This window comes from Aquipseudomonas alcaligenes NBRC 14159 (genome assembly GCF_000467105.1).
GTDB classification, from domain to species: Bacteria; Pseudomonadota; Gammaproteobacteria; order Pseudomonadales; family Pseudomonadaceae; genus Aquipseudomonas; species Aquipseudomonas alcaligenes.
This window is the reverse complement of record NZ_BATI01000048.1, coordinates 1-13,219: the sequence shown is the minus strand read 5'-3', so window position 1 is coordinate 13,219 and position 13,219 is coordinate 1. Positions and strand designations below refer to the sequence as shown.

At 60.8% G+C, this 13,219-nt stretch carries 14 protein-coding genes and 4 pseudogenes; 4 read left to right on the top strand and 14 right to left on the bottom strand.

Translation table 11 applies throughout. The features are described 5' to 3' along the window. Positions 1–331: 331 nt before the first annotated feature. The 4 genes from PA6_RS20325 to merR form a co-directional block, all read right to left on the bottom strand. Positions 332–574 (bottom strand): DUF2933 domain-containing protein, encoded by a 243-nt coding sequence (locus PA6_RS20325; RefSeq protein ID WP_021702864.1) that lies wholly within the window; start codon positions 572–574, stop codon positions 332–334. Between the two features lie 20 nt (positions 575–594). Further along, on the bottom strand, positions 595–984 hold the full coding sequence (locus PA6_RS20320) for a MerR family DNA-binding protein (RefSeq protein WP_021702863.1): 390 nt from the start codon (positions 982–984) through the stop codon (positions 595–597). Next, positions 981–3,437 carry a heavy metal translocating P-type ATPase gene (locus PA6_RS20315; RefSeq protein WP_021702862.1) on the bottom strand — a complete coding sequence of 819 codons (2,457 nt, stop codon included), beginning with the start codon at positions 3,435–3,437 and terminating at the stop codon, positions 981–983. Before PA6_RS20315 ends, PA6_RS20320 begins: the two co-directional genes overlap by 4 nt. A 277-nt stretch (positions 3,438–3,714) precedes the next feature. Further along, a complete protein-coding gene (gene merR, locus PA6_RS20310) occupies positions 3,715–4,113 on the bottom strand; it encodes an Hg(II)-responsive transcriptional regulator (protein WP_021702861.1) in 399 nt (132 codons plus the stop codon). A 68-nt stretch (positions 4,114–4,181) separates the two neighbouring features. Here merR and PA6_RS20305 point away from each other — a divergent pair, with 68 nt between their 5' ends. From PA6_RS20305 to PA6_RS24330, 3 genes are read left to right on the top strand one after another with little or no spacing between them, the layout of a single operon-like run. Further along, complete coding sequence (locus PA6_RS20305; RefSeq protein ID WP_043217162.1) at positions 4,182–4,532, top strand: mercuric transporter MerT family protein; 351 nt, start codon at positions 4,182–4,184, stop codon at positions 4,530–4,532. Positions 4,533–4,544: 12 nt separating this feature from the next. Beyond that, positions 4,545–4,820 carry a mercury resistance system periplasmic binding protein MerP gene (merP, locus tag PA6_RS20300; RefSeq protein ID WP_021702859.1) on the top strand — a complete coding sequence of 92 codons (276 nt, stop codon included), beginning with the start codon at positions 4,545–4,547 and terminating at the stop codon, positions 4,818–4,820. 7 nt (positions 4,821–4,827) lie between these two features. Then, entirely contained in the window at positions 4,828–5,037 is a 210-nt protein-coding gene (locus PA6_RS24330) for a GDCCVxC domain-containing (seleno)protein (protein WP_073656666.1), read from the top strand. Positions 5,038–5,075: 38 nt separating this feature from the next. On the opposite strand, the gene tnpC (PA6_RS20295) is transcribed toward PA6_RS24330, so the two are convergent. Together tnpC (PA6_RS20295) and PA6_RS20290 are read right to left on the bottom strand one after the other, a co-directional pair. Then, positions 5,076–5,438: a Tn3 family transposase post-transcriptional regulator TnpC gene (gene tnpC / locus PA6_RS20295; protein ID WP_021702858.1), complete on the bottom strand. Its 363-nt coding sequence runs from the start codon at positions 5,436–5,438 to the stop codon at positions 5,076–5,078. Continuing rightward, positions 5,435–6,076, bottom strand: a pseudogene (locus PA6_RS20290) (Tn3 family transposase); the annotation flags it as partial. The gene tnpC (PA6_RS20295) and the pseudogene PA6_RS20290, both read right to left, overlap by 4 nt. Here PA6_RS20290 and PA6_RS20285 point away from each other — a divergent pair. After that, positions 6,072–6,686: pseudogene (locus PA6_RS20285) on the top strand (efflux RND transporter permease subunit); the annotation flags it as partial. The pseudogenes PA6_RS20290 and PA6_RS20285 sit on opposite strands and share 5 nt — an antisense overlap. 191 nt (positions 6,687–6,877) lie before the next feature. Here PA6_RS20285 and PA6_RS20280 read toward each other — a convergent pair. From PA6_RS20280 to tnpA, 8 genes and pseudogenes are all read right to left on the bottom strand, one after another. Continuing rightward, positions 6,878–7,666, bottom strand: coding sequence for an HvfC/BufC N-terminal domain-containing protein (locus PA6_RS20280; RefSeq protein WP_021702855.1), 789 nt, complete (start codon positions 7,664–7,666; stop codon positions 6,878–6,880). After that, complete coding sequence (gene bufB, locus PA6_RS20275; protein ID WP_021702854.1) at positions 7,657–8,502, bottom strand: MNIO family bufferin maturase; 846 nt, start codon at positions 8,500–8,502, stop codon at positions 7,657–7,659. Before bufB ends, PA6_RS20280 begins: the two co-directional genes overlap by 10 nt. Before the next feature lie 56 nt (positions 8,503–8,558). Next, positions 8,559–8,813, bottom strand: a complete 255-nt coding sequence (bufA2, locus tag PA6_RS23050; RefSeq protein ID WP_021702853.1) for a BufA2 family periplasmic bufferin-type metallophore — start codon at positions 8,811–8,813, stop codon at positions 8,559–8,561. 585 nt (positions 8,814–9,398) lie between these two features. Then, positions 9,399–9,899 (bottom strand): annotated as a pseudogene (locus PA6_RS24820) (GGDEF domain-containing protein); the annotation flags it as partial. Positions 9,900–10,166: 267 nt separating this feature from the next. Then, positions 10,167–10,781: pseudogene (locus tag PA6_RS24320) on the bottom strand (tyrosine-type recombinase/integrase); the annotation flags it as partial. A gap of 92 nt (positions 10,782–10,873) precedes the next feature. Beyond that, positions 10,874–12,400, bottom strand: a complete 1,527-nt coding sequence (gene tnpC, locus PA6_RS20260) for an IS66 family transposase (protein ID WP_021702851.1) — start codon at positions 12,398–12,400, stop codon at positions 10,874–10,876. 61 nt (positions 12,401–12,461) lie between these two features. Continuing rightward, entirely contained in the window at positions 12,462–12,797 is a 336-nt protein-coding gene (gene tnpB, locus PA6_RS24315; RefSeq protein WP_021702850.1) for an IS66 family insertion sequence element accessory protein TnpB, read from the bottom strand. Further along, a complete protein-coding gene (gene tnpA / locus PA6_RS23545) occupies positions 12,794–13,111 on the bottom strand; it encodes an IS66-like element accessory protein TnpA (protein WP_021702849.1) in 318 nt (105 codons plus the stop codon). The genes tnpB and tnpA overlap by 4 nt, the downstream gene beginning before the upstream one ends. Positions 13,112–13,219: the final 108 nt, after the last annotated feature.

Genomic DNA, 13,219 nt, shown 5'->3' with positions numbered 1-13,219 from the left:
TACGGAGCGAGAACACAGAAGAGGCGTCTTGATGACCGAGACCTGCAGCATGCTGCTGCTCTTGCACTCTTGTCCGGTCTTACAGACTTTGCCGCTGGACATTTGCTGCTGATGGTCTTCACAGCACGAAGACTGCATATCCTCCATCGAGATGCCTTGCTGCTCCATGGGGCACGGTTCCGAAAACGCGAGCGCACCCGCCACCCCATTCAGGGGTAGGGTCAGGCTGAGCAGTAGGAGCAACAGCAGGTGCAGTCGTCGTTTCATGCGGCGGAGTCTAGCCCAGGTCGATAGGGGGAGCAATTCGTCAGTGTTCCGTTTTGCGGAAAGATCACGGCGCGTCAGTCGGATCACGCTCGATCGGCTTTACCTTCTGCGTGTCATCGCTAGCGGGTGGTCCTTTGTGCATGCCGCGCATGCAGAACAGCATTGACAGCGGACAGAGCAGTAGCAGGAAGATCAGCGCGTTCGCCGCAATCCAGGTTTGAAAAGCCGGGAACAGGACATAGGCAGCCAGCAGAATGATGCCGGCACCTATGCCAACCCGAATCATGGTGGATTTATCGCAGGTCATGATGTTCTCCTTTCATTCAGCTAGTGGGGGGGCAGATCATCCAGAATCGGCCCCGGTGGTTGCTCAAGGTCGTCGCAATGCTCGGCCAGGTAGCTCAGACTGTCGCGCAGTGCCTGGAGCAAGACAATGCGTGCGTTCAGCGCGTCGATGTAGTGGTGGGCTATGACTTGAACTTCGCTGCTAGGGCGTTGGCGATCCCGCCATAACGCCAGCAAGGCGCGCACCTGCGTCAATGAGAAGCCCAGTTCTCGGGCGTGGTGGATAAAGCGCAAAACCTGTACATCCCTTTCCAGGTAGTCGCGATAGCCAGACCGGGTGCGCCGAGAAGCTGGGACCAGCTCGATGCGTTCGTAATAGCGGATCATTTTGGCGGTCAAGCCGCTGACGTTCGCCGCTGCGCCAATGTTCATGGATGCCTCCTTCTCACTGAGCCAACGAGTCCGTCCAGCTCTAGCGGTGCCGGCCGCCAACGCTTGAGCAGCAGCGCGTAAGTGACTACCGATACGCTGGATAATGCCATCGCCGCACCGGCCACCACCGGGCTCAACAGGCCGAAGGCGGCCAGTGGAATGCCGACCAGGTTGTAGACGAAGGCCCAAAACAGGCTCTTCAGAATCCGTCCGTAGGTATGGCGGGAGAGAGCCAAGGCATCCGCCACCAGCGCCGGATCACCGCGCATCAGGGTGATGCCGGCGGTGTGCATGGCTACATCGGTACCGGTCGACATGGCAATGCCAACATCCGCCGCCGCCAGCGCCGGAGCGTCGTTGATGCCGTCGCCGACCATGGCTACCACTGCGCCACCGGTCTTCAGCGCCTGCACCTCCGCGGCCTTGTCGCCGGGCAACACCTCGGCGCGCACCTCGTCGAGGCCGAGCATAGCCGCCACGCTCTCAGCCGCACCGCGGTTGTCGCCGCTGATCATCACAGTCCGTATGCCCAGTCCGCGCAGCCGCGCCACGGCCTGGCGGGCACTCGGCTTCAGCACATCACCGAAGGCGATCAGGCCCAACAGCAGTGGCTGTCCAGTCACGTCGGCGAGCCAGGACACGCTGTTGCCGGCCCGGGCCAGCGTTGCTGCGGACGCCGCCAGCGGTGACAGGTCAACGCCGAGCTCCTGCATCAGTCGTGTGCTGCCCAGGCGCAGCTCTCGCCCTGCGACCAAGGCCGCCAGACCGCGCCCCGGCAACGCCGTGACCTTGGATGCGGGCAATAAATCCGTGCCGTCCTGCTTGGCCTTGTCCAGCAGCGCCTGCGCCAGCGGGTGTTCGCTGCCGGCCTGCGCCGAGGCGGCCTGCTGCAGCAGGCGCGCGCTATCGCCATTCGCCACTTCCAGCGCGGTCACCCTTGGCTTGCCCTGGGTCAGCGTGCCGGTCTTGTCGAAAGCCACCACGCTGACCCGGTGGGCGATCTCCAAGGCTTCCGCGTCCTTGATTAGGATGCCGTGGCGCGCACCGACGCCGGTGCCGACCATGATCACCGTCGGCGTGGCCAGGCCCAGCGCGCAAGGGCAAGCGATGACCAGCACCGCCACCGCGTTGATCAGTGGGCCGGCCACCTCGCCGGTGAGCCACCAGCCGATCACCAGGGTCATGGCAGCAATCACCAACACCACGGGGACGAAGACGGCGCTAATCCGATCCACCAGGCGCTGGATCGGCGCCTTGGCCGCTTGAGCGTTTTCGACCAGGCGGATGATGCGGGCCAGCGTACTTTCCGCGCCCACCGCCGTGGTCTCGACCAGCAACAGTCCTTCGCCGTTGATTGCGCCGCCGGTCACCGCATCGCCTTCAGCTTTCGCCACCGGCAGGCTCTCACCGGTCAGCAGCGACTCGTCGAGATGGCTGCGTCCGTCGCGTACCAGACCATCGGCGGGAACCCGCTCGCCCGGCCGTACCACCAGCAAATCACCGACGGCCAAGGTACTCACCGATACCTGACAGTCCACCCCCTCACGGCGTACCCAGGCGGTGTCCGGCCGTAGTGCCTGCAGTGCTCGAATGGCGTCTCCGGTGTGGCGCTTGGCACGCGCTTCCAGCCACTTGCCGAGCAGGACCAGGGTGATCACCACCGCGGAAGCCTCGAAATAGAGGTGCGGGACGCCGGGGCCGGCATGCGTCGCCAACAGATAGACCGACAGCCCGTAGCCGGCACTGGTACCGAGCGCCACCAGCAGGTCCATATTGCCGCTGCCGGCGCGTAATGCTCGCCAACCGGCCCGATAGAAACGTGCCCCCAGCCAGAACTGCACCGGCGTGGCCAACAGCAGTTGTATCCAGCCCGGCAGGCTCCAGCGCGCACCCAGCAACACGGCGAGCATCTGCACCACCAGCGGCAGGGACAGCACGGCGGCCAGTGCCACCGGCCACCAGTCGCGAGGCGGCGGCGCGGCGGCGGCCTCTTTGGCTGCCGGCACACCGGCCTCGTACCCGGCGGCCGCAACCGCCTGGATCAGCGCCGCCGGCGCTACCGCACCGGACACCACCCGGACCCGGGCCGCCTCGCTGGCCAGATTCACCGTGGCCGCCAGCACGCCCGGCACCTTCAGCAGGGCCTTCTCGACCCGGCCGACGCAGGAAGCGCAGGTCATACCGCCGATGGCCAGGTCCAGTTGCTCTTCCTTCACGCGGTAACCCGCGCCTTCGACCGCCTCTAGCAGGGGAGCCAAATCGGCATCGGCTTCTACCATAACCGCTTCGCTGGCCAGATTGACCCTGGCGGCGGAAACCCTGGGTACTTGAGTCAATGCCGTCTCGATCCGTGCCACGCAGGAGGCACAGGTCATGCCTTCTACGCCAAACGTCCATTGCTGGACAGGGCCGGCGTGCGCAGCAGCAGTGGTTTCGGGGAATGCGCGGGTCATTGCCAACCTCCACGATTATCTCGTTATTGAGAGGTTGGACCTTACCGTTGGGGCAAGGTCAAGCGGTAAAGTGGCTACCATCCGGGAGTTCGGGATGATCACAAATCTGGGAGCGCTACGCGGAGCTCCACGAGCAGAAGCGCTAACTCCGTGAGATCAGCTGCGCTCAAGAGGGCAAAGGCCATTGAGTAACAGGGGGCTGTGATGGAACAAATACCCAACTAAGCACTGAATCTATCGTGAGGGGTGCTTCCGACCGACCTTCAGCTGTCAGGCATTACTCAACAGTCAGTGTCTCGATGATCGGGCAGATCGCTCCGCCGTCACCAGCATTACACTGTTTCACCAGTCCACCTAACAGTTGCTGCATGACAACCAAGTCAGTCACCTTCTGCTCGATCAACGCGAGCTTGCGTGCAGCCCGTGCTCGCGTTTCGGCACAGGCGCACGATTTATCCAGCGTCAGCAGTCCTCCGACTTCCGAGAGCGTGAAACCCAGCGCCTGAGCCCGCTTGATGAAACGCAGTCGCTTCACCATGTCCACCGGATAGCGCCGATGGCCACCCAAGGGTTTGGTTGGTTCATCCAGCAGCCCGCGTCGCTGGTAGTAGCGGATAGTCTCGACGTTCACCCCGGCGGCGTCCGCCAGCTTGCCAATGGTCAGGTCTGTGGTCATCACTTTCTCCTTGATTCCGTACTTTGGTACGGAATTTAGAATAGCATCCAGACAATCAGGCTCAGGAGATTGGGATGCAACTCACCGGGAAAGGCTCGCTGGTCGCGAGTTCGCTGACCGCCATCGGTGCGTCGGTGTGCTGTGTCGGGCCACTGGTGCTGTTGGCACTCGGTGTCAGCGGCACGTGGGTGGGCGCTCTGACCATGATGGAGCCATTACGACCCCTCTTCATCGGGTTGACTCTACTGTTCCTGGGATTGGCATTCCGCAAGCTCTACCTGGCGCCACAGGTTTGTACGCCAGGTACACCCTGCGCCGATCCGCGCACGCTCGTGCGACAGCGACTCGTGTTCTGGATCGTCAGCGTGCTGCTGCTCGGTCTATTGGCCGTGCCGTGGCTCGCCCCGCTGTTCTACTGAAGGAGATTAACCATGCGCAAACTGCTGATCGCCGCGCTTTTCGCCTTGCCCCTCGTGGCGCTGGCGGCTCCCCCGAAAACCGTCACGCTCGACGTGCAGAACATGACGTGCGGACTCTGTCCGATCACGGTCAAGAAGTCGCTGGAGAAGGTGTCCGGTGTGAGTGACGTCCAGGTCAATTTCGACCAGAAGACGGCCACCGTCACCTACGATCCCGATAAGGCCCAGCCCGAGGCACTGACTGAGGCGACCGCGAACGCGGGTTATCCCTCAAGCGTGCAGAAGTGAGGCAACGATGAGCGCCATTGTCCTTGAGTCCGTGCTGATCTGCCCGCGCTGCGGCTTCGCCAAGCCGGAAACCATGCCCACGGACGCCTGCCAGTTCTATTACGAGTGCAGCAACTGCAAGACGTTGCTGCGCCCCAATCCAGGGGACTGTTGTGTTTTCTGCTCGTTTGGCTCGGTGAAATGTCCTCCAGTCCAGCAGCAGAAGTGTTGTCCGTAGAGCTGAGGGGCGGCGATCTACCGGGGGTGCCAGGCCACCTACAACACATAATCGGGCGCAAGACCGAGCAAGGGGGCGATCCCAGCTTGGGCCGATCGCGCCCACTCAGAGAGGCTCTCAAGATCCTGGTGTAGCGACTCTGCCTCCGACCAGATGCAGGCATTCTCAATAGGCACTGTCAGTGCCGAGCCCTCTACGAGAGTAAGAGCCATTGCGTGAAGCTTCAGCAACTCATCACGAACGGCCACGATTCCACCCAGATCGGCCAGGCTGGCATCCAGTCGGTCAACCAATCGCAGAAGTTGGGAGGTGTCGAAGTCCTCTCGCAGCCTTTCCAGGGCCACAGCATCCACTTCGCCGTAGGGGGTAATGTGAAAAGACGCCGGCGGAATCTCGATCATGTTGCCTCCTCGGCATCGGTCCTGCTGGCCGTGTTGACTCGCAGCGAGCCGGCGGCTTGTTGAAACACCGAATCTTTGATCCAGGGCTCCGGTGGCCGATTGAGCTTGAGATTGAACTCGCCGAAGCGTTTGACGTTGCTGGTCAGGTAGGGACTGAGGAAAGACACGTCTTCATCGTTGAACTGCCAGCCCTCGCGGGCCAGTTTCTGCAGGATGCGCATCATGTCCACGGTGTTCTGCAGGATCACCGATGAGGCCACCATGTCGTTGTAGCGCAGGCGCTTCTGCTGTTCGTCAGGATCGTTCTCGGCGATTACATCGCCGCCAAAGGACAGCCACTTGGAGAAGCCATTGTAGGACTCGATCTTGTTGGTGTTGGCGGTGACTTCCTGGCGCAACTCGCGACTGCCGATCCAGTTGAGCAGGAAGATTGTCCGGATCACGCTGCCCAGTGCCTGTGCCGCATGGTAGAGCTTGTTGCGCCGGCTGTAGGAACCAAGTTTTCGCAGCAGCATAGGCGAAGAAATCTTGCCGGCCTGGATCGACAACGCAACCTGCATCAGATCCTGCCAGTGGGTCTCGATCAGGTGCCAGTCCGCGCTGTCTGTGAACAGGCGGTTGATGTGCTTGTACGAGCTCCAGCAGCGGGTGTCGGAGTCTGTGCAGCCAGATGCGGGCATGACCATTTCCTACTCGGGGCAGTTCGAGTTCCTGCAACGCGCCAATGCGCGCCTGACTTGGGTGGTTCCGGCGACACTGCTGATTATCTTCGTGCTGCTCTATCTGACCTTCAATCGTTTGGCCGAGGCCTTGCTGATCATGGCTACCTTACCGTTCGCCCTGACTGGCGGTGTCTGGCTGCTCTACTGGCTGGGCTTCAACCTTTCGGTGGCCACTGGCGTCGGCTTTATTGCGTTGGCCGGGGTGTCGGCGGAGTTCGGGGTGATCATGCTGATCTACCTGCAGAACGCCTGGCATTCCCGAGTTGAAGCGGGTCGCACAAACAACCCTGCTTTGCTTGAGTCAATTCGAGAGGGGGCGGTGCTGCGCGTGCGGCCGAAGGTGATGACGGTCGCGGTGATCATTGCCGGTCTATTGCCGATCCTCTGGGGCGAGGGAGCGGGATCCGAAGTCATGAAGCGCATCGCCGCACCGATGGTAGGCGGGATGATTACCGCACCGTTGTTGTCGATGCTGGTGTTGCCGGCAGCCTATTGGTTGATCCGGCGCAGAGGACAGGCTAAATGAGCGCTTCCATCATCCCGAGCTTTTATCCGTTTTCTGCGCCAAGAGGTCATGTCACTTTTTCACGATAACCCTCATGCAGCAGCATTGCGGATAGGAGCAAGGAGTGAAAACCCTACGTTTCTGTCAGAAACGTAGTTGCTAGACGCTCGGTGAGTAACTTCTCCGAGCTATGCACGCTGTAGCCTGCCCCGTCAGTCCATCGAGTGCCGTTGCAGCAGCCCGTCACTCAGCCACTGGCGTAGCCAGGTTACAGCTTGCAGCGGTGCTTTTTCACCCAGATCACTGAGCTGCGCGCAGAGTTCGGCAAAGGTCCATCCCTGCTCGTTCATGCCCTGCAATGCAGCGGCTTCAGCTGCCGCCAAGCTGCGGAAACGGGTGATCAACTGCTCACGCCAGATCAGGCAAACCTCGGCTTCGGCCAATACCAGGCTACCGGGAAACTCGCCTTGCTCCTTGCATGCTCTCCAGATTGCCAGGCTGTTATGCCCGCACACCTGCCACTGCACGCTGGGCAGCAGACGCAGTTGCAGAGTTGGCCAATCCTCGACAGGCATCTCGGCCATCTGCGTCAGGCTCATGGGCTGCCCTTCGGGCGCATCGAAGGCTAGGGTAAACGCCCACTCCAAGCGCGCCAGCTCACTCAGCGGCGCGGCCTGCGCGGGTACTAGATAACCCTCGATAAAGTCGGCGAGCTGCGCACCAAGCCAGCGCAGGCTGAAGTGCTGCGAGGGATGAACGCGCAGATAGGCCAGCGCCAGGGCGTCGAATTCCTCATCACCGAGCCAGCCATGCACAGCTGGGTAATCACCGCGCAAAGCCTCCAGTAGCCGCGCGCGGTAGGCGTTGTGGTAGATCGCCAAGCCCTGCTCGGCACTCAGGGCCGCGCTGCCCAGAAGGCTCGCCTGCAGCACCGGGTTGGGCTGCGCATCAGGGCTCAGCAGATAGGCCTGCACTTCGCGCTGCCAGTCATTCAGGCGCATCGGGCAGACCCCTGAAGCGCGTCGGCGGCCACACGGCGGGCCTTGTCAAGCTCGCCGAGCAGTTCATCCAGAACGGGGAAATGATCATCTCGCTCGAGCAAGGTGGAAACCGGCCCGAGGTGCTGCAGCGTGCGTTGGTAGAGCTGCCAGACCGGGTCGCTGACCGGCTGATCATGGGTGTCAATCAGGTAGCTGCCGTAGTCACTGTGGCCGGCCAGGTGCAACTGACGCACACGCTGCTTGGGCAGGCTGCTGATGAACTCCCACGCATCAAAACCATGATTGCGCGCACTGACATAGACGTTGTTAACGTCCAGCAGCAGCTCGCAGCCACTGAGCTCGCTGAGCGCGGCGAGAAACTGCCATTCGCTGAATTGATCATCGGCGCAACGCAAGTAACTGGAGACGTTTTCCAGCACCAGCGGCCGTTCGATTACATCCTGCACCTGGCGCACCCGCGCGGCCACATGCTGCAGGCTCTCTTCGGTGTAGGGCAGCGGCAGCAGGTCATGCAGCTGGTGGGCATTGCCCCGGCTCCAGCACAGGTGATCGGAGATCCACGCCGGCTGCACCCGCTCGGCGAGGTGTTTGAGCTGGCGCAGGTAGTCGCGGTCCAGCTCATGCGGGCCGCCAATCGACAGCGACACGCCATGCATCACCAGCGGGTAGTGCTCGCCGATGGCATCAAGAAAGTAGAGGGCCTTACCGCCCGCCACCAGGTAATTTTCCGAGACGATCTCGAACCAGTCGATGGCCGGCCGTTGCTCGAGAATGGCTTGGTAGTAGGTACTGCGTAGACCCAGGCCAAAGCCCAGACTGCCGCGTTGAGCATTCATCGCTGACTCCTTGGTCGGTGATGCGGGGCAACCGCGCGGCGGTCGCCCCGGCTCACTTACTCGCCGACAGTACCCTTGGCAGCATTGCACTCGGCCAGAGTCATCGATTTGAAGCCTTGACCTTTGCAAGCACCCTGGCCTTTGCAGCTGTTTTCGGCTGTCTTGCAGTCATTCTGGCCTTTGCAGGATGTTACGCCGTAGCAATGCACCTTGGCCTCTTCGGCCACTACAACAGTGCTTGAAAGACCAGCAAAAAGGCTTGCAGCAGCGAGCGCGATAGCAGCACCAGCGGCGGTGTTTTTAATAGTCATGTGCGTATCCTCGGGTGATCTTGATTGGCCGGGCAAAAGGATTTTCGCGTGCCGGCATTCAACTAGAGTCACGAGGCGGGCTGGCGTTACAGCGAAGTTGAAAAAAATCACAGCTCAGCGTCTGCGCAACAGCTCTAAGAAGAACCCGACTGATAGCTGCCGCGCCATAGAGTGTATGCGACAACATCCAGTAACGCTGTGTATTAGCTGCAGCAGAAGTCATGCCGCCGGACACCCGTGGCAAAAAGCAGACTCTGCCCGTCCGACCGGCTTCCTTGCCCGATGCTCACCGGTCGGTGGGCAGATGTAAGGAGTATAGGGCATCCCGCAATGCCCCTGAGCGACGAGAAATTGCTCGTAATGAGGTCACAGCAGGTCAGATTTCGACTGTGGACTTGAGACATGTGCCATCCATGAAACCAGTAGCCATCGAGCACTACTGGAATGGCGTCCTGCCCAACGCACGCCGCCGCACGCATCGCTTCAACCTATCCAGCAAGGAAGGCCATGTACCCCATTTGCATTCGCGATAATACTTTCTCGAATACGAAACGTAGGGGGCACTGGCAACGTCGATGAGCGCCCCTAGAGCGCATCGACTGTTCTATTCCGACCAGATGTCTTGGCGCTGTAAAGGGCCTTGTCTGCGGCTGACAGGATGAGGTCTGGAGTATCTTCAGGTGTCGGCTGTATGGAGACTAAACCGATACTGACCGTCACCCTCAACGCTGTGCCCTGCGTACCGACAAACTCTGCCGTTTCTATTGCCTTGCGAATGGTTTCTGCCACAACCATGGCGCCTTGGGAGTCCGCCCCAGGAAGAACTACTGCAAACTCCTCTCCGCCGTATCGAAAAGCCATATCACCAGGGCGCTTGATGGTTTGACGGATCTTCTCAGCTACAGCCCGTAAGCATTCGTCACCGGCAAGGTGACCATGCTCATCGTTAAAGCGCTTGAAATGGTCAACATCGAGCATCAACAAGGCCAGTTTCTGACGCTCTCTCCTGGCCCGCCCCATTTCGTCAGTTAGGTACTGGTCGAAGAAGCGCCGATTCGCCAGCCCGGTCAGGCCATCCTCCAGAGCTTGTGCTTGAAGCTTCGTCGCGTTTTCCAGCAACTGCTCCTGCGCCAGGAAAAGCGCCCGCTGCACATGATTTTGCTGCTGCATCAGACGAATTAATCGATAGCTAAGGGTGCCGAGAATCGAGAGGAGCAAGAACATCAAGCCAAGACTTAAGAGGGTCTCCTTTCGCCAAGCTGCCAGATTTTCGTAGCGATCCAAGGCAACGAATGTGATCAGCGGGTAATCCTCGACTCGTCGGAAACCAACGATACGATCAACACCATCGACAGCAGATCGGGCGGTGGCCGTCCCGTAGGGTCTCTTGGGCAAAAGCTCAGTGAACAAGGGACCCTTGGAGAGATCCTTGCCGATGTCTCCTTCATGAAAAGGTCGACGCACCAGTATTCGCGCATCACCCGAAATAAGTGTCACAACGCCGTTCAGCCCGACATCTATGGCTGGATCAAGACCAATGGCTTTCACCCAGCCTTTGACGATTCGAGCGTATTGTCGAGTAGATAGATGCTCTGAGGTATGCAACCGGCTCGGGAAAAGGCAGTCCTCGCTGCGTAGCTGGGCCTGATTGATCCAAGCCGCGAGAGCAGATCGTGTTTGCTCAGTGATCTCGAATTGCACTGGTCGCTGCGTTTTCTGCTGCATTACCATGGCTCGTGCTGACACGTGCTCACCATGGGCAACGTCGCGTACACGGAGCTTGGTTAAGTCGCAGGCTCGAAGCTTGCTGTCGATGGCCAGATCGAAGAGGGCCAAGTCCCGGCTTCTTTCTGCAATTTGAAGCCTTACTCGGATGGCCCAGATATCTCTCAGTCGGAGCGGGGTTTTCTGCCCGACCAGTTTTCCTTTGTTCCAGGGCTGACGGCTGCAGGTAGCGATGATGTTCATGGCAAGTCCTCCATGTGAGGAAGGACAAGGATGGCTAGCCAGAGCAATGGTCGCTAACCGGGTAAGCGTCCGCTCAAGTCACCTTGCGTGACTCAGGTGGGTACCCACTGATGCGGCAGCAGTTGCTCGATCTCACTCGCCCGCTGCGTTGGCAGTCGTGTCAGCACGTCCTTGAGATAGGCATACGGATCATGCCCATTCATCCGCGCCGACTGGATCAGACTCATGATCGCTGCTGCCCGTTTACCGCTGCGCAGTGATCCGGCGAACAACCAGTTTGAGCGACCCAGCGCCCATGGCCGGATCTGGTTCTCGACCCAATTGTTGTCGATGGGCACGGCACCATCCTCGACGTAGCGAGTCAGTGCAGCCCAACGTTTGAGGCTGTAATCCAGGGCTTTGGCGATGGCCGAGCCCTCGGGCACGAGGTCGCGCTGGGCGAGCATCCAGGCATGCAGCGTGGCGAGGATGGGAGCCGTTTTTTCCTGCCGCATTCGCCAGCGCTCCTCATCGCTCAGGTCGCGCGCTTGCCGCTCGATTTCGTACAGGCCGGCTATTGAGTGCAGTGCCTGTTCGGCCAACTGGCTTTTGTTCGCCGCGTGAAGATCGAAGAACTTGCGGCGGGCGTGAGCCATGCAGCCGATTTCGGTGATGCCCTGCTCGAAGCTGGCCTTGTAGCCGGCGAAGTCGTCGCAGACCAGCTTGCCATTCCACTGACCCAGAAAAGTGCGCGCATGTTCGCCCGCACGACTGGGGCTGAAGTCGTACACCACCGCCCTGAGATCAGCAAAGGGGGTGGTGCTGTAGGCCCAGACGTAAGCCCGATGGGTTTTCTTCTCGCCTGGGGCGAGCATTTGCACCGGGGTTTCATCGGCGTGGATCACGCGCTGGGTCAACACGGTTTCGCGCAGCGCATCGACCAGCGGCTGAAGCTGCACACCGGTTTGCCCGACCCACTGCGCCAGTGTCGAGCGCGCGATGGCCAGGCCAGCCCGGCCAAAGATTTTCTCTTGCCGGTACAGCGGCAGGTGGTCGGCGAATTTGGCCACCATCACGTGAGCCAAGAGGCCGGCGGTGGGGATACCCTTGTCGATCACCTGGGCCGGCACGGGTGCCTGGATCAGCGTTTCGCACTGGCGACAGGCCCATTTGCCACGCACATGCTGCTCGACCGTGAACACACCCGGTGTGTAATCCAGCTTTTCGCTGACGTCTTCGCCGATGCGTTGCAGCTGGCAGCCGCAGGCGCACTGAGTGTTCTGCGGCTCGTGATGGATCACGGTGCGCGGAAATTGCGCGGGCAGCGCTGTACGCTTGGGTTGTTGGCGGGGCTCGGCTGGCGCAACCGGGGGATTGACGGCTTTCAACTCCGCCTCGATGGCGGCGATGTCAGTGTCGAGCAGGTCATCCAGCAGGCTGCCCTGGTCAGGGCTCAGCTGCTCGCTGCGCTTGGCAAACTTGTGCCGTTTGAACCAGGCAATTTCGTGGGTGAGCTGTTCGATAATGGTTTGATCGCGGTGGATCTTTTTGCCCATCGCGTCGACCTGCGTGAGCAACTGCGCGGCCAGTGCACGCAGCTGCTCAGGCGTCAATTGGGCGAGATTGGGCGAGGAAGTCATGCCGCTGATTGTGCCAGAGCAGGCGGTCAGCGCAGATACCCCGATGGACTAATGGCCGATGCTACAACACTGTGATCGTGCCGCCGGCACCGACCCGCTGCCAGGGCAGCCCCAGTACCAACGCCTGAAGTTGCTCGGCGTCGAGTTCGACTTCCGAGCCGTGCCGGATGCCAGGCCAGTGGAACTTGCCCTGGTTCAAGCGCCGCGCGGCCAGCCAGATACCGACACCGTCGTGCACCAGGACTTTCATCCGGTTGGCGCGGCGGTTGGCGAAGAGATAGGCGCAGTGCGGCTTCGCCGCACCGAACACCGCCACCACGCGAGCCAACGCGGTTTCAGTGCCAGCCCGCATGTCCATCGGCTCGGTGGCGAGCCAGATGGTATCGATGCGAATCACGGGGCGAGCCCACGGACAAAGCGGGCGCATCCATCAGGATCGGAGGCCGGCCATTTCACCGTGATCGATTGCTCGCCAAGCGCTAGCTCGATAATCACCGATGCTTCAGCCGACCGTTTCGGCGTAGCCCTCAATGGAACGAACGCCGGCAACGCCGCAGGCAGTTGATCTCGATAAAGCGGTAGCCACTTGCGAATGACGTTGGCGTTGATACCGTGGCGGATGGCCACGCTGGAGACGGTCGCACCGGGTTGCAGGCACTCCTGAACAACCTGGGCCTTGAACGGTTGGGGGTAAGAGCTTCGTTGGCGCATGGCAATACCGGCGATAAGGGCTATCGCGTCCGCTTAAAAATACGCGGACACCATCGCCCTTAATGCTGGGGTTCGGAAGGTGACTTGGCCGGACGCTTACCTAACCGG